This is a genomic window from Pseudoalteromonas sp. 2CM39R (assembly GCF_023161845.1).
In genome coordinates, this window is the sequence record NZ_JALNTM010000010.1 from 108,400 (window position 1) to 128,602 (window position 20,203).

Here is a 20,203-nt window from a genome sequence, read left to right on the forward strand (position 1 = left end):
TTTTAATTAAATACGTGCCACAATTGCCGCAGCAACATCACTCGTGGTGTACCCTGCATTTGGGTAGATATCTGGCGTACCAACACCGGCCTCAACCGCTTCTGCTACCGCTTTTTCAATCGTACGAGCCGCTTCATCTTGACCTAGTGAATAGCGCAGCATAAGCGCAGCACTTAAAATTTGTGCGATTGGGTTTGCAACCCCTTTACCTGCGATATCTGGTGCTGAGCCACCAGCTGGCTCATACAAACCAAAGCCAGACTGATTTAAACTCGCTGATGGTAATAAGCCCATAGAGCCTGTGATCATCGCGCACTCATCAGACAAAATGTCGCCAAATAAGTTATCGCAAAGTAATACATCAAACTGACTAGGCTGTTTAACTAACTGCATTGCCGCGTTATCAACATAAATGTAGTCAAGGCTTACTTCTGGGTAATCTTTGCTTACTTCAGAGACCACTTCACGCCAAAGTACGCTGGTCGCTAACACATTCGCTTTATCAACCGAGGTAACATGATTACTACGCAGCTTAGCAGCTTCAAATGCAAAGCGTGCGATGCGCTCAATTTCTTTACGAGAATATGTTTGGGTATCGAAAGCGGCTTCTTGTTCCCCTTCGCCACTGCGGCCTTTTTCACCGAAATAAATACCGCCTGTTAGCTCGCGAACACATAAGATATCAAAGCCTTGTGCGCTGATATCTGCACGAAGCGGTGACGCAGCGCTTAGTGCTGGTAATAATTGTGCTGGGCGTAAATTACAGAACAAACCAAAATGCTTACGTAGTGGCAACAGTGAAGCTCGCTCTGGTTGCTCATTCGGTGGTAAGTTTTCCCACTTAGGGCCACCTACTGAGCCAAATAAAATCGCATCGGCATTTTCACAAGCACTCAGTGTGCTTTGCGGCAGGGCCTGACCAAACTCATCAATAGCAGCGCCACCAATCGCATGGTGATGACGAGTCAAAGTAAAACCAAATTTTTCGCTTACAGCATCCAAGACGGTTTCTGCTGCTGCCATAACTTCTGGACCAATCCCGTCGCCTGCTAATACTGCGATACTGTAATTCGATTGACTCATCCTGCTTTCCTCTGTTGTTTTAAATCAGACACTTTTTGTGCACGATAAATTAAGTTATAAACGCGGATCATGGCGCGTACCGACGCTTCTACCACATCCGCTGCAATGCCCGCGCCGTGATAAGGGCGACCATCGTATTTAGCGATAATATTCACTTGCCCTAGCGAGCTGGCACCTTGGCCTGTTGCTTCTAGGTTATATTCAATCATTTCGACCGACATACCCGTTAAGCGCTCAATTGCTAAGAAAGATGCTTCGACAGGACCATTACCTGTTGCTGCCTCTTGCTTGGACTCGCCATCAATTGTCATGCCGATTGTTGAGCTCGCCACCGATTGTGAGTTAGACGTAGAGTTAACAAACTCAAGTTGGTACTTTTCGTCTTTATCTTTGATTTGATTAAAGTAAATCATCGCTTCTAAGTCGTAGTCATACACAGTGCCTTTTTGGTCTGCTAATGCTAAGAAGCTGCTATATAAGCTATCCATATCGTAATCAGATTTTTGATAGCCTAACTCTTCTAAACGATGCTCAATAACATGACGACCTGAACGCGAAGTCATGTTTAATTGGTTATTTGGTACACCAACACTTTCTGGCGACATAATTTCGTAGGTGTTTTGTGCTTTTAATACGCCGTCTTGGTGGATTCCTGAGCTGTGTGCAAAGGCATTTTCACCAACAATTGCTTTGTTTGGTTGCACTGGCATATTACAAATCTTCGCGATTTGGCGCGAAGCACGGTAAATCTCTTCACTGCGAATATCGGTATGCACTTTTAAGTGGTCTTCACGCATCTTCATGATCATCGCCACTTCTTCAAGCGAGCAGTTACCTGCACGCTCACCAATGCCATTAATCGTACATTCGATTTGGCGAGCACCGGCTTGTACCGCTGCGATTGAGTTAGCAACCGCTAAACCTAAATCGTTGTGGCAATGCACGCTTAAACGCGCCTTGTCGATATTTGGCACATTGTTCATTAAGTGGTGGATCATCGCGGCGTATTCGTCTGGCGTTACATAGCCTACGGTGTCAGGTAAGTTGATAGTTGATGCACCCGCATCAATAGCACTTTCAACGATACGGCATAAATCCCAATGCGGTGTACGACCTGCATCTTCACACGAAAACTCAACGTCATCGGTGTAGTTACGCGCAAGTTTAATCGACTTAACAGCCATCGCTGTTGCATCGTCTAAGCTCATACGTAATTTGTGTTCAAGGTGTAATGGACTGGTTGCAATAAATGTATGAATACGGCCCTGCTCTGCCGGGCGAAGTGCTTCACCACATGCTTCAATATCTTTTGCAACAGCACGTGCTAAGCCACAAATAATCGGCCCTTTCACTTCAGTCGCAATGCGCTGTACAGAGCGAAAATCTGCCGGACTAGATACCGGAAAACCCACTTCCATTACATCCACATTTAAGCGGCTAATGGTATGCGCAAGTTGAATTTTGTCGTCTTCGGTTAGGCTTGCTTTTAATGCTTGCTCACCATCACGTAACGTTGTGTCAAAAATCCAAACCTTATCTTTCATAAACTGTCCTCGTTCCCAATGACCCATTAGCGAGATAAAAAAAACCCCGCGGTTGCGGGGTTTTTTAATGTTCTACAAATGCAAATACACTAAGCCCCGCTCACTGATTTAAGCAGTAAGAGGTTTAGTTTTAATGTAATTGAGTGTGTAATTTGCATCTTAATTTACTAAATGTGTGTTCAGTGGCTGTATTTTTAACATTCAAAAAACGAGCTTGCAAGCATAATTTTTCCACAAAAGCGATTTTCAAATCACCTTACTGAAATTAAAAATCCACAAAAATGCATTTTTAAGGTTAATTAACCCTCATTGAGTGTGTTGAACGTTTTAAAGTTTCGGAAGGTAAAGCCTCTATTGCTTAGATTAACTTTTGCGATTGGTTACTATCACGCACGTATAAAGTGGCACCGCGAGCAATATAACGTAATTGCCAGATTAAACGCTCAACCAGCTCTTCGCGTTGTGTCCCTTCAATATCGAGGGCTTCGGCACCGGCATTAAATACTAAAGTCACCATGGCTTCGGCTTGAATGTATGCATGAGTTGGGTCGCATGGTGTTTCGCTTTCAAGGTAATGCGCAAGCTCTAAAATGAAATGTTTAATTTCACGAGCAACCGCGGCACGAAATGCTTTTGAAGTTCCTGAGCGCTCACGCAATAACAATCTAAATTGGTTGCTCGAGTTATCGATAAACTCCATAAAGGTAACGATTGATGTCGTGATCACACTACCACCACTCTCAATACGGCGACGCGCTTGGCGCATAAGCTGGCGAAGTGTTAAACCAGCTTCATCAACCATGGTCAAACCGAGCTCATTCATGTCTTTAAAGTGGCGGTAAAAAGAGGTGGGTGCAATCCCAGCTTCACGGGCAACTTCACGCAAGCTTAAATTAGAAAAACTATGATCGGCACTCAATTGATTGAATGCAGCCTCGATTAGTGCTTGTCGTGTTTTTTGTTTCTGTTGCGCTCTAACACCCGACATGGAAACTCCCAGCGTGAATTTTTAATGATTTTTCGGTTAATGAGCTAGTCTAATACTTGACGCGGAGAGAATGAAACACTATTTTAGCGTACAACTGTACGCCGAGATTTATTCAGATGAAAAAACCACCGATTATTTGGACCAATGTGCTATTTTTTAGCCTTACATTTTTGGCCGCGATCACCCTTGTTCCTTGGTATGGCTTTAGCTACGGATACACCAGTACACAGTGGATAGCCTTTATTGGCTGTATGTTCTACGCCGGACTTTCTATTACTGCAGGGTATCACCGTTTATGGGCACACAAAGCCTATGATGTGCATCCTGTTATTGAAGTGATTTTTGCCTTAGGTGGTGCTTTTGCATTACAAAATAGTGCCTTGCACTGGAGTAGTGATCACCGTATTCACCATGGTCAAGTTGATGATCCAATCAAAGACCCTTACGCCGCTACCAATGGCTTTTGGTATAGCCACATCGGTTGGATGCTGCGCGATTATCAAGGCGAGCAATACGGTAACTACAGTAACTGCCGAGACTTACAAAAAAACAAAGTTGTTATGTGGCAACACCGTCACTATATGAAGTTAGTCGTCGCGACTAATTTTGGTATTCCTTTATTATTAGGTTTAATGCTTGGCGATGTATGGGGCATGTTATTACTGGTTGGTTTACTGCGCTTAGTATTGAGCCAACACTTTACCTTTTTTATCAACTCGCTGGCACATATCTGGGGCTCACGTCCATACACAGAAAAAAACACCGCCCGCGATAATGGTTTTTTAGCGCTATTCACATACGGTGAAGGCTATCATAACTTCCACCATATTTTTGCTAGCGACTATCGCAATGGCATTAAGTGGTATCACTATGATCCAACTAAGTGGATGATCCGCTCTCTAGCGGCAATCGGCCTTGCTTCAAAATTAAAGCGCACACCGATTGAGCGAATCGAAAAAGCCAAAGCAGAAACCTTGATGAATAAGACTCAAGGTCGCCTTGCAAAATTGCCTTTAGCGCAAGATAAGCTTACATTATTACAATCTGAGTACGATTTACTGCTGAAAAAACTGCAACACTTCTGTGCCTTGCAAAAACGCGTGTTAGAAATCAAACGTAATAAAATGATGAAACAGTGTGAAAAATCAGCATTAATGACACAATATCACGAGCTTGAAGCCGCTTGGGAAAACCAAAAGCAGGCTTGGCTTGCACTAAATGCGAGGTTGTTAAAAGCCTCTTTTAGTTAACATAGGAGCGGCTGTGGCCAAACAACAAGTAAAGCAAAAAGATACTCCATCTTATCAATATGATGCGATCATCATAGGTACAGGTCCTGGCGGTGAAGGTACCGCCATGAACCTATCTAAAAGTAACAAGAAAGTCGCTGTTATTGAGCGTCAAGAAGCGGTAGGCGGCGGTTGTGTGCACTGGGGTACTATCCCGTCAAAAGCATTACGTCATTCCGTAAGCCGTTATATTGAATATAAAGCAAATCCGCTATTTAATATTAGTGAGCGCCCTAACCGCTTAACTTTCCCAGATATTTTGCACCACGCAAGTAACGTCATTTCAAAGCAATCTAATTTACGCAGCAGCTTTTATGAGCGTAACCGCATTCATATGTATCAAGGTGATGCTGAGTTTATTGATAAACACACTATCAAAGTGACGCACCTAGACGGTTCGTTTGAAACTCTTACTGCACAAACAATCGTTATTGCTACTGGCTCGCGCCCTTACCGTCCACCGGGTGTAGACTTTAAACATCCACGTATTTACGACAGCGATACCATTTTAGGCCTTGAAGATGACCCTCATCGTGTGCTGATTTATGGTGCCGGTGTAATTGGTTGTGAATACGCCTCTATTTTTAAAGGCTTAGGTGCCAAGGTTGACCTGGTAAATACCCGTGACCGCCTACTTGCCTTTATGGATGCAGAAATTTCAGATGCTCTAAGCTATCACTTTTGGAATAGCGGTATTGTTATTCGTCACAATGAAGAGTTTGATCGCGTAGAAACTCGCGATGATTGTGTGGTAATGCACTTAAAATCAGGTAAGCGCGTAAAAGCTGACTGTATTTTATTTGCCAATGGTCGTACTGGTAACACAGACACATTAAACCTTGAAGCTGTAGGCCTAAAAGCGGATGGTCGTGGCCAGCTTAGAGTGAATGAAACATACCAAACAGAAGTTGACAACATTTATGCTGTAGGTGATGTCATTGGTTACCCAAGCCTTGCAAGTGCGGCATTTGACCAAGGCCGTATTGCAGCCGATGCAATTGCAAGTGGTAACTGTGATGAAAAGCTGATCATTGATATTCCAGCAGGTATTTATACGATCCCTGAAATGAGCTCAGTGGGTAAAACAGAGCAAGAATTAACAGCTGCAAAGGTCCCTTACGAGGTAGGCCGTGCTCAATTTAAGCATTTAGCGCGCGCGCAAATTGCTGGCACCGAGGTGGGTAGCTTAAAGATTTTATTCCACGTTGATACCAAAGAAGTACTGGGTGTGCACTGCTTCGGTGAGCGTGCCTCTGAAATCGTTCACATCGGTCAAGCGATTATGGAGCAAAAGAACGGCGGTAATAACATTGATTACTTTGTAAATACCACGTTCAACTATCCGACCATGGCTGAAGCCTATCGAGTAGCTGCATTAAATGGTTTAAATCGTTTGTTTAAGTAACGAAGTAAATTACAACAAAAAGCCCGCTTAATGCGGGCTTTTTTACGATTAGCTTTTGCTTATTTGTGGTATTTACCACTGAATTCATGAACAGCGTTGATAAATACACCTGCGTTTTCTGGGTCTACATCTGGTGTAATACCGTGACCTAGGTTGAATACATGGCCAGAGCCTGTACCAAAGTCTTCTAGGATAGTGGCAACTTCTTGGCGAATACGCTCAGGCGTGCCATGCAGCATTGCTGGGTCCATGTTGCCTTGCAGCGCTACTTTATCGCCAACACGACGTTTTGCATCACCGATGTTAATAGTCCAGTCTAGACCTACTGCATCACAGCCTGTTGCTGCAATTGCTTCAATCCACTGACCACCATTTTTAGTAAATAACGTCACTGGTACTTTACGGCCATCATGTTCGCGAATTAAGCCATCAACAATCTTGTGCATATATTGTAATGAAAACTCATTGTAGTCACGTGGGCTTAATACACCGCCCCATGAGTCAAATACCATTAACGATTGCGCGCCCGCTTTAACTTGCGCGTTTAAATAGTCGATTACTGAGTCAGCTAATTTATCAAGTAATAGGTGCAGTGTTTGTGGCTCTGCGAAGGCCATTTTCTTGATTTTACCGAATGTTTTGCTGCTACCACCTTCAACCATGTAAGTAGCAAGGGTCCAAGGTGAACCAGAGAAACCAATTAGCGGTACTTCACCTTTTAATTCACGACGAATCGTACTTACCGCATTCATCACATAACCAAGTTCATCAGTTGGATCGATATTTGGGATTTTTTTAACATCTGCTAATGAAGAAATCGGACGTTCAAATTTCGGACCTTCACCTGTTTCAAAGTAAAGACCTAAGCCCATAGCATCTGGAATAGTTAAAATATCACTGAATAGAATTGCAGCATCAAGCGGATAACGACGTAATGGCTGTAACGTTACTTCACAAGCAAGTTCAGCGTTTTTACATAAACTCATAAAGTCGCCTGCTTGGGCACGTGTAGCACGGTATTCAGGTAAATAACGGCCAGCTTGGCGCATCATCCATACCGGTGTGACATCAACAGGTTGCTTTTGTAGTGCACGTAAATAACGATCGTTTTTTAATTCGCTCATGCGTATAGAATCCTAGAACTGAATGAAATTGAGCAGATTGTATCACCATATTGCGCGTCTCACTATGGATAGATAATCAAGGCTAGATATAGATCATGTTTTTTAAGCTAGCCTAAGCCTAATGTGCGTTTTTTGAGCGAAAATAAAATAAATTTAAAACTTTCTATTAATAAATTTGCAACATCCAAAAAAGCTTGGTATAACTTATCCCGCGTTAACAAAAACAATAATAAAAATCTTATAACAATAAGAACAACAATCTTCCCATAATAATAAGAACGCTTGTTTTAACAAGTCTTAGAAAAAGAATTAAACCACCAATTTTGGTGGTTTTTTCTTTTCTAAATCAGCAAATTATAACTCCTCCGCTTAGATAAAAATCGCAAAATTAATACTAGTAGTTTTGAATCAATTCCCATACACTGCAATGAGAGCAAAAAAAGTCCACTCTAAAAAGCTAGGTTATTTTATGGCCAACCCTGTGCTGAAAAATATTACTTTAGAATGACTTTTACAATCTGTTGCAATTAGACACTAAGAATTTAGTTGATCTTTGTGTCATATTTCCTTTTTATATATACAAAGGAAAACCTACTCAGCGAGGAGATGAAATATGCTGACGCGTTTGGAAAAAGCTCAACAAAAGTGGGGTGGTAGTCACTCTGTAATCGACAAATGGCTCACAGAACGTCAAGAGCTGCTTGTGTTGTTCTGCCGTATTGCAGGCTTTTCACCGTACGAAAAGAAAGATCACGCCCTTCCTGATCAGCTGCAAATTCAAAACTTTTGCCAAATTCTGATGGATTACCTTTCTGCTGGCCATTTCGAAATTTACGACGACATTGCCAAAGCGTGTGAAGAAAAAGGCCCTGAGAGCCAAAAGCTGGCGAATGCCTTATACCCGCGCATTTCTGAAACCACAGATGTAGCACTCGACTTTAACGACAAATACGCAGAAGTTGACAAAGATGACTTGCTTGATGAGTTTGATAAAGACCTATCAATCTTAGGCGAAGCACTTGAACTGCGCTTTGAGCTAGAAGATGAGTTAATCGACAACTTATATTCTAATCACACCAGCTAACAGCATAGTTGCACAGCAGAGAAGCACTCTCTGCTGAAGTGTCTCTGCCTTTCCAAAAAGAATCATCTATTCCATTCATAACAAATATTTGAAATATTTTCTTCAATGCGATACTCATACTATAAAAACATGAGGCTCGCTATGAATAAACGGTCATTTTTAAAGTCACTTTCAATCCTTGCCGCTGGCACAAGTCTGACATCAGCTCCCTTAATAGCGGCACAGAATGCTAGTACCCAAACATTAATTAAGCCAAAAGCTCTTCCTACAGGCGGCACAATTGGGATATGTAGCCCTTCAGCTGCCACTGCTGCGCACGCTGATATTTTATTAGCACAAGGCGTTATAGAAGCACTAGGCTACAAGGCTAAGCTTGCACCAAACATTTTAGCAAGACGTGGGCATTTAGCTGGCACTGATGCAATGCGAGCCGGCGACTTAAATAGTTTATTCAGCGATAAAGAGATTGATGCCATTTTGTGTTTACGTGGCGGCTCAGGCGCTGCCCGTATTCTACCTTTGCTCGACTACGAAATGATCCGTAACAACCCAAAACCTCTAATGGGCTATTCAGATATTACCGCTCTTCACAATGCATTACTGTCTCAAGCTGGGTTAATCAGCTTTCATGGTCCAAATGCATCAAGTGACTGGAACCCGTTTCATGTCGCGCAATTTAAGAGCATGTTCGAAGCGCGTAAATTGATGCATTTCCAAAACTTACCAAAAGCCGATGATGAGCTTGTTAACACTCAGTACCTGACCCAAACGATTACATCAGGTAAAGCCACGGGACGATTAATCGGTGGCAACTTAACAGTACTGACAGCCCTTGCAGGCTCGAATTATTTACCTGACTTTAATGGCGCAATTTTATTTTTAGAAGATATCGACGAAGCGCCGTATCGAATTGACAGGATGATGAGCACACTAAAGCTTATGGGTGCACTGGATAAGATTGCAGGCTTTGTATTTGGCGATTGTAATGACTGTAAGCCTGGCCGTGGTTATGGCTCTTTAACCCTTGATGATATTTTTGCAGATTATATAAAACCATTGGGAATTCCTGCTTATCGTGGTGCTATGATTGGCCATATTAAGCGCCAATTTATTCTGCCTGTTGGCACTGTGGTTGAGCTTGATGCAAATAGTGGCACATTAAAAATGAAAGAAGCGGCATTTAGTTAATAAAATTCACGCATAAAAAAAGGGCTAAAAAGCCCTTTTTTATTGAGTTAAATATTACTCAGCTGGTACAGCTTTGTCATCGCTTTGGATTTCAAGTAATTCTACTTCGAAAACAAGCGTTGAGTTTGCAGGGATCTTACCAAGATCACGCTCACCGTATGCAAGTTCAGATGGAATAGTGAACTTGTACTTAGAGCCAACTGGCATTAATTGTAAACCTTCAGTCCAACCTGGGATCACACGATTAAGTGGGAAAGTAGTTGGTTCGTTACGTGAGTAAGAGCTATCGAACTCAGTACCGTCTAATAAAGTGCCTTTGTAGTGAACTTTAACAACGTCAGTTGCTACTGGCTTTTCGCCTTCACCTTCAGTGATCACTTCGTACTGTAGGCCAGATTCAGTTACTGTAACGCCTTCTTTCTTCGCGTTTTCAGCTAGGTATTTTTCGCCTTCAGCTTTGCTCTTTTCAGATTCTACTTTCGCTTTTTCTTGTTGTTTAGTGCGAATGCTTTGATCAAGTGCAGTTAACACTTCACGAATTTTTTCGTCATCAAGTTTAGCGTTACCCGCTAGTGCGTCTTCAAAACCACGCTTAAGAAGTGCTTCGTCTAGTTCAACACCTAGCGCTTTTTTATCAGCAAGGTCTTGGTTTAAGAAATTACCAACAGATGCACCAATACCGTATGCTTGTTGTTGAGCTTCAGTCTCTAGTTTAACTTCAGCTTGCTGTTCTTTTTTTGCTTCCTGATTACAAGCTGTAAGCGCTAAAACTGACGCTGCAATCAATGACAATTTAATCGTCTTTCTCATTTTATATCTCCGACACACTTTGCAGTTGTCAATTATTGTATTATTACTAGTTAAAGATTAACGACCTACATGGTAGGCTGCTTGTCTAATAACTAACGTCATGCCTATGCATGATCAGCGATTAGACTAACAACCTAGGCCTTCAACGAGACCTAGTCTAACCTCTCAATCACTAAGAGTTAAGGGGAAATACTCGTAATATGTCGATATTTCGTACTTTTTTGTATCTGCTCAGCCTTTGCTTAGTTGTAGCCTGCTCTGAGCAACATGAGCAATCAACTGCACGCTATGAGCATGCGGCTAAAGGTGCCTTTGCATCCGCGCTGTCGCACGATGGTAAATACAGCTTAATCTCATCAATACACCATGGGGTCGCACTGTGGGATAATCAACAACAAGTGCTAAAATACCAATGGTTCCAACAACAAAATCAAGATAGCCTAGTTCATACTGTTGCTATCTCATACGACAATAGCCATGCAGTTACCGCTGAAAAGTCCACCTTTGCAGTGTGGGACATTGCCACGGGCAACAACACGGGTTATTACAAAATACACGCCTCAACAATTAGAGATATCGCCATAAGTAACCAAGGGCGCAGTGTATTATATGGTCGCGCCGACGGTGTAGTCGTTTACCTCGACTTAGAGAGTGGCAGGCGCATAGAGTTCCTTGGCCACCAAGAAAAAGTCAATGTTGTTGATCTATCACCTAACGGTCACTACGCCATTAGCGGCTCAAATGATTATGTTGCTTACTTTTGGGATACTCGCACAGGGCAAGTGATCCACCGCTTTAATCACCCAAGTCGCGTTACTCAAGTCGCCCTTGATCCACAAGGTCGTTACGCATTTACCGCAGACAGTATGAAGCAAGCAAATGTATGGCAACTGACTACAGGTGATCTTGTTAGCAAACTGGCGTATATTGCGCGTCAGAAAATTTTTACCGCCGTCCGTTTTAACGACGAAGGCACTTTAATTGCCACCGGTTCACCCAATCGATTGGTTGATTTATGGCAGCTAGAGTCAGGTAAAAAATTACAAACGTGGCAAGTGATTCCTCGTGAAGGAAGCCGCCCGAAATCAGCCGTGGTGTTAGATGTTGCGTTTACTGATAACAACCAAGCGTTATTAACCGAAAGCTCCAGCGGATTCGCTGAAAGTTTTAATCTAAGAGAATCAAATGAATACAATTGAAGATCGTCTAATGGAACTTGAAGCGAAAGTCGCTTTTCAAGATGAAACAATTGAAATATTAAACGATGAGCTTAAAGCGCACCAACAGCAGCTGGCTAAAATGAAGCGCCAGACAGAGTTACTTGCAGAAAAGATCAAAGAAGCACAGCAGCCATCTTTAATGTCACAAATGCAAGAGCCGCCACCGCCGCACTATTAATTAGTTAGTGATAGAGTAATTAGGTAGTGATAGAGCCGGGAATTAATCGCCCGGCTTAAATACACCAATCACTTGCTCAAATTGGCGTGTTGAGGCTTGCACTGCCTGCTCTGGTTGCGTCATTTTGTGGCCACACTGTACGCACTCCACTTTTTCCACATCATGTTCTTTATAAAGCATCATGGTATCCATGGCCTTACACTCAGGGCATGATGCGCCAGCAATAAAGCGTTTCTTTTGTCTCATAGATGATCTCCCGTGGCATGTAGGCGGCTATTTTAGCCTAATAATTCTCTGTTTGATACGATTGCGAAGGCTAATGTGATCCGTGTTATGATAGCGACAATTAAATCAGTGCTGTGCAAGTAAACATTCATGATCCAAATTTCAGACATCGAACTTCTACGTGGTGGTAACGCCTTACTAAAAGGGGCTTCTGCAACCTTATTCCCAGAGCATAAAGTCGGCCTTGTTGGCGCTAATGGCTGTGGTAAATCAACGCTGTTCGCGCTATTAAAGTCTGAATTGCAACTCGATGCCGGTGAATGCCAAATTCCTAAAGACTGGTCAATTGCCTCTGTAAAGCAAGAAACTCCCGCGCTCGAAATCAGCGCTCTAGATTATGTATTACAAGGTCATCCGGAATATTACGCGCTAAGAATTGCACTTCGCGAAGCTGAGCAAAATAACGACGGCGATGCGCAGGCAAAAGCACATATTGGCCTAGAACATATTCAAGGCTATAGCATTGAGGCAAAAGCAGGTGAGCTATTACACGGTTTAGGTTTTAGTAATGAGCAAATAGACAACCCAGTGAGTGCCTTTTCTGGTGGCTGGCGTATGCGCTTAAACTTAGCACAAGCACTTATTCGTGATGCCGATTTATTACTGCTGGATGAGCCAACCAACCACTTAGATCTCGATGCGGTTTACTGGTTAGAACGCTTTTTACGTGCCTACACAGGCACACTTGTGCTTATTTCCCATGACCGAGAGTTCTTAGATGCCGTTGTTGACCAAATTTGGCACATAGACGCACAAAAAATAAATGTTTATAAAGGCAATTACTCGCAATTCGAACGCCAAAAAGCAGAGCGCTTATTACAACAACAAGCGATGTTCGAAAAGCAACAAGAGCAAATTGCTCATCTAGAAAAATTCATTACACGCTTCAAAGCAAAAGCCAGTAAGGCTAAGCAAGCACAAAGCCGTGTAAAAGCGCTAGAGCGTATGGAGAAATTGGCCCCAGCCCATGTTGACTCTCCCTTTGATTTTGAATTTGCCGAGCCAACAGCGCTGCCAAACCCGTTAATGACTCTCGACCAAGCCAAAGCAGGCTATGGCGACACCACCATTTTGCATAGCATCAAGCTAAACCTTGTGCCGGGTAGCCGTATTGCGCTGCTTGGCCGAAATGGTGCGGGTAAATCAACACTGATTAAATTATTAGCTGGCGATTTACAACCTCAAGCAGGTGAAGTATTTCAGCATCAGGGCTTAAATATTGGTTACTTTGCGCAGCATCAGCTTGAGTCACTTGATTTAAAAGCCAGTGCGGTTACCCATTTACAACGTTTAAATCCGCAAGCTCCAGAACAATCACTGCGTGACTTTTTAGGTGGCTTTGCGTTCTTTGGCGATAAAGCACTTGAGCCAGTTGCGCCATTTTCTGGCGGTGAAAAAGCCCGTTTAGTACTAGCAATGCTGGTATATCAAAAGCCAAACCTACTGTTACTGGATGAGCCAACTAACCACCTCGATTTAGAAATGCGCCATGCTTTAGTTATGGCACTGCAAGGCTTTGAAGGCGCTATGGTTACCGTATCGCACGACCGTCATATGCTTAAAAATACCGCTGATGAGTATTACCTTGTTGATAATGGCGAAGTAACACAATTTGGTTATGACCTTGATGCCTATTACCAATGGCTACTGAATGCCAATAAAGAAGCCGCTAAAAGCCCTGAAGACGATGCGCCTAAAGCCCATTCAAGCGTTAACCGCAAAGAGCAAAAGCGCTTAGAAGCTGAGTTTAGAAAATCAGTGCAGCCGTTGAAAAAGCAAATCGAAAAGCTTGAAAAGCAACTTGATAAGTACTCTACAGAGCTTGGAGAAATCGAAAACGCACTTGCCGACAATGACTTATACAGTGATGAAAATAAAGCCAAACTGACAGAGCTACTCGCTAAGCAAGCAAGCTTAACACCCAAGCTTAATGACGTTGAAGAAGAGCTACTCATGGCACTTGAAGAGCTTGAAGAAAAAGAGCAGGCCTTTGCCGATGAAACCGCTTAACAGCGAACAGTTTTGGCAGTTTGCATGCAAGCTTTACAGCAAAGACGGCATGCAAACCAAGCTACTAAGCTATCAAGACCTGCAAGGCAAAAATGTGAACCTTTGCCTGCTGCTTTATTATCTTGATTCTTTAGAGCTGGCTGTAACACCCTCTCAACTGAGTGAGCTTGAGTCGTGCATTGCTGAATTTGATCAACAGGCTTTACAGCCCCTACGAGCCACACGCGCCTACCTTAAAACCATTCAAAACGAGATTTTAGACTACCCTACCATTCGCAAAGAGCTACTTAGTGCAGAACTAAAACTAGAAAAACAACAGCAACAATTACTGATAAACACAGCGAATACGATGGCATTCACTCAGTACACAAATGCTGAAAATATAAGGCTTTATGTCGGTACTGAGTTAGCGAGTTAGCGAGTTAGCGAGTTAGCGAGTTAGCGAGTTAGCGAGTTAGCGAGTTAGCGAGAGTAAAGTTTAAAGAGTCTAGGTCAAGCCTAATTGTGAGAATGGTTCTAATTCGGCACTAAAGTGCCTCCTACGGTATTTTATTTCTGAGTAAGACAGCGCACTCAACAACTCCACCGCTCAACTGACGCCTGACGGCTGAAAGCTGATAGCTCTGCTTACGTTGGGTTTCGCTCCGCTCAAACCAACCTACTCCCTCCCATACCTATCATCAAATCGCTCAATGTCAGTTTCATCAAGTATCGCTCCGGTTTGTACTTCGATAACGATCAGTGGCGTGTTTTGTTGATTAGCAAGACTGTGTAATTGTTTAGCCGCAATATAACAAGATTGATCAGCTGTTAATTCAAATTCATCATCGCCAACTCGCACGCTTGCCACTCCAGAAACAACAACCCAATGCTCTGCACGGTGCTGATGGCGTTGAGTTGAGAGCTTTGCGCCGCTGTTTACGATTATTTTCTTTACTTTAAAGCCTGTACTTTCAATTAAAGTTCGATAATTGCCCCAAGGTCTAAATACGGCTTGATGGTGGGTTAGTTTATCGCTATCGACAACAGCAAGCTGTTTAAGTAAATCAGGGAGTTTATCGAGCGCACTTTTGTCTGCCACTAAGGTGGCATCGTGAGTATGTATAATTGCTTGATTACTCACGCCGAGCGCCGCAATAGTATGGTCGGCTTCGCTGATAAGTAGATTATTCTCGCTATCTAAACTCACCCCTTGTGAGGCTAAATAGTTACCATGATGGTCTTTTTCTGCGATTTTCGACAATGCTGAAAAGCTGCCAACATCGCTCCAATTTAAATCAACAGGAATAACAGCAACGTTAGCGCTACGCTCCAAAATAGCATAATCAATAGAATCACTAGGACATGCTGTAAGCTCTGCCGCAACAGGCCGTTGAAAACCTAAATCTGTGGTGAAGCTTGCCGCTTTTGCGACACTGTCAGCAATCTTTGGGGCAAAACGATTAAGCTCGCTTAAATACACATCTGGCAAAAATAAAAACATGCCGCTATTCCATCCATACTCACCACTGGCAAGGTATTTTTCGGCTAATTGTAGGGCTGGTTTTTCTTTGAATTCAGCCACCTTAAAACAACCTTCATGAGCTAACTGCTCGCCTTGGCGAATATAACCATAACCAGTATGTGGCTCAGTGGGAGTAATGGCAAAGGTTACTAATTGTTGTTGCTGACAAAGCGCTATCGCATTATCTAAGCAGGCAATAAGCTTATCAAAATCACTGATATGGTGATCAGCAGGCATGACTAGCAAGGGATCGGTTAGACCCTTTTGCAATGCAAATTCAGCGGCCAAGGCAATCGCTGGCGCGGTATTTTTACCTTCAGGCTCAAGCAATAAAGTATAGTTATCTGTGATTTCTGCAATTTGCGTTTTAGCAATAAAACGATGCTCTTCATTACACACTAAAATTGGCGCATTAAATCGTGAGTCAGCCACTCGTAACAACGTGCTCTGTAAGAGTGATTTTTCGCTTAGTAAAGATAAAAACTGCTTAGGCATCGCTTTACGCGACAAAGGCCATAAACGAGAACCTATGCCACCAGCAAGAATAACGGGGGTGATTTTGCGACTCATGATTGCTTAAAGTAAATAATCCAACCATGAGTTTAACAAATTTTTGAGTATGCGGCTTCGAGCAATTACAGTAACTGAAATTGATCAGCATCTAAGTGAGCAGGAAACACTCTTCGAAAGTCATAAAGCGGTGATTTTTCTAAGCGCTGAATAATGATGCCCGATTGGTCATCTTCAAGCTTTGCCAAGGTGTCACCTTTAAAATCATAAACGGCAGTACCACCACTGTGGGCAACATCATTACCATCAGCACCTATGCGATTCACACCCACGACATAACACAGGTTTTCCATTGCGCGTGCTTTTAGAAGAGTATCCCAGACATGGCGACGAGCTGCTGGCCAATTAGCTACGTTGATCATCACATCGTAGTCGTTGCAATTACGCTGAAATACAGGAAAGCGTAAGTCGTAACACACTTGCGGCAAAATCCGAAAATCATTGATAGCGAATATCTCGCGCTGCTCGCCTGCTGCGACGAAATTGCCTTCGTTACCTAAACAGAATAAATGGCGTTTGTCGTAATACTTCACTTCGCCATTTGGCCAAACCCAATAAAAGCGATTAGCCTTTTTGTCGCCTTTCGCAACTAAAACAGAGCCTGCAACCACAGCATTTTTTTGCTTAGCTGTGGCTTTTAACCAGCTAAGTACCTCGCCTTGTTCTGGTTCGCTGCAATCTAGATTAATCGCAAAACCCGTGGCAAATGTTTCTGGCAAGACAATTAAATCAACCTGCTCGTTAAAACTGTTAAGCTGCTCTGTAAAGTGCGCAAGGTTGGCGCTTTTATCAAGCCAATGCAGTGATGACTGCACTAAAGCTAAGGTTAAAGTTGGCATAAAATCTCCGCGGCACGTTTTAATGTGTCATCATTTTTTGCAAAGCATAAACGAATCACTTTATCGCTGCTTGTACTGTTATAAAACACACTGAGTGGTACAGCTGCAACACCCGCTTGCTCAACCAGCCATTGGCAAAACTCAACATCATCAAGATCAGACACATCACTATAATCGAGTAGCAAAAAGTAGGTGCCTTCACTTGGTAATATTTTAAAACGGCTTTGCGCTAGTGCTTCGCTGAGCAAGTCGCGTTTTTGTTGATAAAAACAACTAAGTTCATCAACATGTTCTGGCTCTAACTCGAGCATATCGGCTAGTGCATGCTGGGCAGGCGTAAAGCTTGAAAAAGTCACATATTGGTGAATTTTACGAAACTCCCCCATTAATTGGGCAGGTGCAACACAATAACCCATCTTCCAGCCGGTGCTATGAAAAGTTTTGCCAAAGCTTGAGATCACAAAACTGCGTGCAAATAACTCAGGGTCGGTCAGCGCACTTAAATGCAAAGCGCCATCAAAGGTAATGTGCTCATACACTTCATCGCTAATTACATATAAATCATGCTTAGTAACAAGCGCTTTAAGGGCATTAATATCTTCTGTTTTAAAGATTTTACCGCTTGGGTTATGTGGCGTGTTGATGATGATGACACGTGTTTTGTCTGTAATAACATCAGCTACAGCTTGCCAATCGATTTTGTAGTCTGGCGCATGCAAAGCAACATGAACTGAGCGACCGCCAGCAAGCTCAATTGCCGGTTGATACGAGTCATAAGCGGGGTCAAATACCACAACTTCATCACCCTCTTTAACAAGCGCTTGAATTGCTACGAATAATGCCTCTGTTGCCCCTGAAGTGACGGTAACTTGTTGCTCGTAATTTATGTTGTTATGGTATTTTCTAGCTATCAAAGCCGCTATTTGCTGTTGTAGCTTTACAACCCCACTTGAAGGCGCATATTGATTTACCCCCTCAAGTACATAATGATTGAGCTGTTTTTTTAGTAATTCTGGTGCATCAAATTCAGGAAAACCCTGAGATAAATTAAGCGCTTGGTGCTTATTTGCTAGAGCGGTCATTTGACTAAAAATACTGGTGCCTAAATTCGGCAATTTACTTTCAAACACAGAGGTTCCTTAAAGATGGTTTTGCACCCGAAGCGATGCTATCATTGCTTAAAACAGATGTATAGCCGTCTAAATAACTTTTAGAATGTCGAGGAATATATGCATAACAATACCGCTATTTCAGAACTAATTGAAGCTGGTAAATGGGTAAGCCAACGTGGCTGGGTCCCTGCTACTGGTGGTAACTTTTCAGCCCGCACTGCAAGCGGTTATGTCGTCACAGCAAGTGGCTTCGATAAAGGTCAACTCGGCACTCATGCATTTATTGAATTTGATCATGAAGGCAATCGTACTAAAGGTTCTGGCAATCCATCAGCTGAAACTGAGCTACATTTGAATATGTATAAGCTTATCCCATCAGCTAAATTTGTTTTGCACACTCATTCTGTTGCGGCAACCGTGTTATCTCGCGTGATCAAAGGCCACGCTATCAATTTGCATGGCTACGAAATGCAAAAATCTTTAAGCGGTGTCAAATCGCACTTAGATACCTTAACTATTCCTATTTTTGATAATGACCAAGACATTGACCGCTTAAGCTTACTGGTCAGTGATCATCACCTTCACACCCCTATTGAGCATGCCGTATTAATTCGTGGCCATGGTTTATATGTCGTTGGCCGAGATATCAAAGAAGTACTTCGCCATTTAGAAGGATTAGAGTTTCTATTTAGCTGTGAGCTTGAGCGCCTAAAACTAGAAGGTATTCAAGCTGGAGTTCAGCCATGATCAAAGCAATTTTAACCGATATTGAAGGCACTATTACCCGCATCTCATTTGTTAAAGACGTATTATTTCCTTACGCGGCAGGGCAATTACCTGAGTTTGTAAAGTCACATCAATCAGACCCAGAAGTTGCAGCTCAAATTGAGGCCGTTAAAGCACATGTTGAACAACCCGAAGCCGATATCGACACGGTCATTAAACATTTAATTCATTGGATTGAAACAGATCAAAAAATTACCCCACTCAAGCAGTTGCAAGGCTTAATTTGGCAAACGGGCTACGAAAGTGGTGATTTTACTGGCCACCTTTACCCAGATGCTTATGACTTTTTACAAGCCCAAAAACATGCTGGTAAAAGTTTATATGTCTACTCATCAGGCTCAGTAAAAGCCCAACACCTGATTTTTGAGTTTTCTGACTACGGTGATGTTAGACCTTTATTTAGTGATTACTTCGACACTAAAGTCGGTGCGAAACAACAGCAAAGCTCTTATGAGAATATTATTGCCGAGCTACCATTTGACGCTGCCGAAGTATTGTTCTTAAGCGATGTGGTAGCAGAGCTTGATGCTGCCAAAGCTGCTGGCCTTGGAACTTTGCACCTTGTTCGCGATGGCCAAGCGGTAAGTGATGCTCACCCATATATCAACGACTTTTCGGAATTTAGCGCGGAGCTGTTAGCATGAGTCAATTAACTATTTATAACGATAACAACGCAAACGACATACTGTTTCATAGTGAAGACTTAAGCGTTATTGCCAATGAACTAAATACAGTTGGCGTTCGCTTTGAGCAGTGGCAAGCAACAGCACAGATTGACAAAGAGACCAGTCATGACGCAATTTTAACTGCTTATGCTAAAGATATAGAGCGCTTAAAAGCTGAAGGGGGCTATCAAACAGTGGATGTTATTTCGCTTGCTAAGGGTAATCCAAATGCCAGCGAACTACGCAGTAAGTTCTTGTTTGAACATACACATAGCGAAGATGAAGTTCGTTTTTTTGTGAAAGGCCAAGGTTTATTCTGCTTACACTTAGGCGACAAAGTGTATCAAGTGCTGTGCCAACAAGGCGACCTAATTTCAGTACCAGAACTCACACCACATTGGTTTGATATGGGCAGCGACCCTGAATTCACTGCAATTCGCTTATTCAATAATACCGAAGGTTGGATTGCTAAAAGCACAGAGTCAACCATTGCTACCAACTTCCCACTGTTGGACTAAC

General features: G+C 42.7%; 20 protein-coding genes. 11 read left to right on the plus strand and 9 right to left on the minus strand.

The window, feature by feature from the left end; translation table 11 throughout:
- Positions 1 to 6: 6 nt before the first annotated feature.
- From leuB to fabR, 3 genes are all read right to left on the minus strand, one after another.
- On the minus strand, positions 7 to 1,083 hold the full coding sequence (leuB, locus tag MTF66_RS21665; RefSeq protein WP_054554475.1) for a 3-isopropylmalate dehydrogenase: 1,077 nt from the start codon (positions 1,081 to 1,083) through the stop codon (positions 7 to 9).
- The gene (leuA, locus tag MTF66_RS21670; RefSeq protein WP_054562897.1) at positions 1,080 to 2,627 is read right to left on the minus strand and encodes a 2-isopropylmalate synthase; all 1,548 of its coding nucleotides are present in this window, start codon (positions 2,625 to 2,627) and stop codon (positions 1,080 to 1,082) included. Before leuA ends, leuB begins: the two co-directional genes overlap by 4 nt.
- A gap of 358 nt (positions 2,628 to 2,985) precedes the next feature.
- Positions 2,986 to 3,615 carry an HTH-type transcriptional repressor FabR gene (gene fabR, locus MTF66_RS21675; RefSeq protein ID WP_054562898.1) on the minus strand — a complete coding sequence of 210 codons (630 nt, stop codon included), beginning with the start codon at positions 3,613 to 3,615 and terminating at the stop codon, positions 2,986 to 2,988.
- A 116-nt stretch (positions 3,616 to 3,731) separates the two neighbouring features.
- On the opposite strand from fabR, the gene MTF66_RS21680 reads away from it, so the two are divergent.
- Complete coding sequence (locus MTF66_RS21680; RefSeq protein ID WP_248528655.1) at positions 3,732 to 4,865, plus strand: fatty acid desaturase; 1,134 nt, start codon at positions 3,732 to 3,734, stop codon at positions 4,863 to 4,865.
- A gap of 13 nt (positions 4,866 to 4,878) precedes the next feature.
- Positions 4,879 to 6,309 (plus strand): Si-specific NAD(P)(+) transhydrogenase, encoded by a 1,431-nt coding sequence (sthA, locus tag MTF66_RS21685; RefSeq protein WP_058586120.1) that lies wholly within the window; start codon positions 4,879 to 4,881, stop codon positions 6,307 to 6,309.
- Positions 6,310 to 6,368: 59 nt separating this feature from the next.
- Here the strand turns inward: sthA and hemE are convergent, their stop codons facing one another.
- Complete coding sequence (gene hemE / locus MTF66_RS21690) at positions 6,369 to 7,433, minus strand: uroporphyrinogen decarboxylase (protein WP_054562901.1); 1,065 nt, start codon at positions 7,431 to 7,433, stop codon at positions 6,369 to 6,371.
- 613 nt (positions 7,434 to 8,046) lie between these two features.
- On the opposite strand from hemE, the gene MTF66_RS21695 reads away from it, so the two are divergent.
- Both MTF66_RS21695 and MTF66_RS21700 read left to right on the plus strand, forming a co-directional pair.
- Complete coding sequence (locus tag MTF66_RS21695) at positions 8,047 to 8,517, plus strand: Rsd/AlgQ family anti-sigma factor (protein ID WP_054562902.1); 471 nt, start codon at positions 8,047 to 8,049, stop codon at positions 8,515 to 8,517.
- Between the two features lie 141 nt (positions 8,518 to 8,658).
- Positions 8,659 to 9,705, plus strand: coding sequence for an LD-carboxypeptidase (locus tag MTF66_RS21700; RefSeq protein ID WP_248528658.1), 1,047 nt, complete (start codon positions 8,659 to 8,661; stop codon positions 9,703 to 9,705).
- Between the two features lie 54 nt (positions 9,706 to 9,759).
- Here the strand turns inward: MTF66_RS21700 and fkpA are convergent, their stop codons facing one another.
- A complete protein-coding gene (gene fkpA / locus MTF66_RS21705) occupies positions 9,760 to 10,515 on the minus strand; it encodes an FKBP-type peptidyl-prolyl cis-trans isomerase (protein ID WP_054562904.1) in 756 nt (251 codons plus the stop codon).
- Positions 10,516 to 10,715: 200 nt separating this feature from the next.
- On the opposite strand from fkpA, the gene MTF66_RS21710 reads away from it, so the two are divergent.
- Both MTF66_RS21710 and MTF66_RS21715 read left to right on the plus strand, forming a co-directional pair.
- Positions 10,716 to 11,714: a WD40 repeat domain-containing protein gene (locus MTF66_RS21710; RefSeq protein WP_063529198.1), complete on the plus strand. Its 999-nt coding sequence runs from the start codon at positions 10,716 to 10,718 to the stop codon at positions 11,712 to 11,714.
- Positions 11,701 to 11,913, plus strand: a complete 213-nt coding sequence (locus MTF66_RS21715) for a SlyX family protein (RefSeq protein WP_054554490.1) — start codon at positions 11,701 to 11,703, stop codon at positions 11,911 to 11,913. The genes MTF66_RS21710 and MTF66_RS21715 overlap by 14 nt, the downstream gene beginning before the upstream one ends.
- A 42-nt stretch (positions 11,914 to 11,955) precedes the next feature.
- On the opposite strand, the gene MTF66_RS21720 is transcribed toward MTF66_RS21715, so the two are convergent.
- A complete protein-coding gene (locus MTF66_RS21720; RefSeq protein ID WP_054562906.1) occupies positions 11,956 to 12,159 on the minus strand; it encodes a YheV family putative zinc ribbon protein in 204 nt (67 codons plus the stop codon).
- 129 nt (positions 12,160 to 12,288) lie between these two features.
- On the opposite strand from MTF66_RS21720, the gene MTF66_RS21725 reads away from it, so the two are divergent.
- Together MTF66_RS21725 and MTF66_RS21730 are read left to right on the plus strand one after the other, a co-directional pair.
- Entirely contained in the window at positions 12,289 to 14,208 is a 1,920-nt protein-coding gene (locus MTF66_RS21725; RefSeq protein WP_248528661.1) for an ATP-binding cassette domain-containing protein, read from the plus strand.
- Positions 14,195 to 14,626 carry a TIGR02444 family protein gene (locus MTF66_RS21730; RefSeq protein WP_248528664.1) on the plus strand — a complete coding sequence of 144 codons (432 nt, stop codon included), beginning with the start codon at positions 14,195 to 14,197 and terminating at the stop codon, positions 14,624 to 14,626. Before MTF66_RS21725 ends, MTF66_RS21730 begins: the two co-directional genes overlap by 14 nt.
- 240 nt (positions 14,627 to 14,866) lie before the next feature.
- Here the strand turns inward: MTF66_RS21730 and MTF66_RS21735 are convergent, their stop codons facing one another.
- The 3 genes from MTF66_RS21735 to MTF66_RS21745 form a co-directional block, all read right to left on the minus strand.
- Complete coding sequence (locus tag MTF66_RS21735) at positions 14,867 to 16,282, minus strand: mannose-1-phosphate guanylyltransferase/mannose-6-phosphate isomerase (protein WP_248528666.1); 1,416 nt, start codon at positions 16,280 to 16,282, stop codon at positions 14,867 to 14,869.
- Between the two features lie 65 nt (positions 16,283 to 16,347).
- Positions 16,348 to 17,121, minus strand: coding sequence for an amidohydrolase (locus tag MTF66_RS21740; protein ID WP_248528669.1), 774 nt, complete (start codon positions 17,119 to 17,121; stop codon positions 16,348 to 16,350).
- A complete protein-coding gene (locus MTF66_RS21745) occupies positions 17,109 to 18,251 on the minus strand; it encodes a methionine aminotransferase (RefSeq protein WP_308200160.1) in 1,143 nt (380 codons plus the stop codon). Before MTF66_RS21745 ends, MTF66_RS21740 begins: the two co-directional genes overlap by 13 nt.
- Positions 18,252 to 18,350: 99 nt before the next feature.
- On the opposite strand from MTF66_RS21745, the gene MTF66_RS21750 reads away from it, so the two are divergent.
- Genes MTF66_RS21750 through MTF66_RS21760 form a run of 3 tightly spaced genes read left to right on the plus strand, consistent with a single transcriptional unit; the run spans position 18,351 to position 20,202 of the window.
- Positions 18,351 to 18,980 (plus strand): methylthioribulose 1-phosphate dehydratase, encoded by a 630-nt coding sequence (locus MTF66_RS21750; protein ID WP_055020556.1) that lies wholly within the window; start codon positions 18,351 to 18,353, stop codon positions 18,978 to 18,980.
- A complete protein-coding gene (mtnC, locus tag MTF66_RS21755) occupies positions 18,977 to 19,663 on the plus strand; it encodes an acireductone synthase (RefSeq protein WP_248528672.1) in 687 nt (228 codons plus the stop codon). The genes MTF66_RS21750 and mtnC overlap by 4 nt, the downstream gene beginning before the upstream one ends.
- Entirely contained in the window at positions 19,660 to 20,202 is a 543-nt protein-coding gene (locus MTF66_RS21760; RefSeq protein ID WP_248528675.1) for an acireductone dioxygenase, read from the plus strand. The genes mtnC and MTF66_RS21760 overlap by 4 nt, the downstream gene beginning before the upstream one ends.
- Position 20,203: the final 1 nt, after the last annotated feature.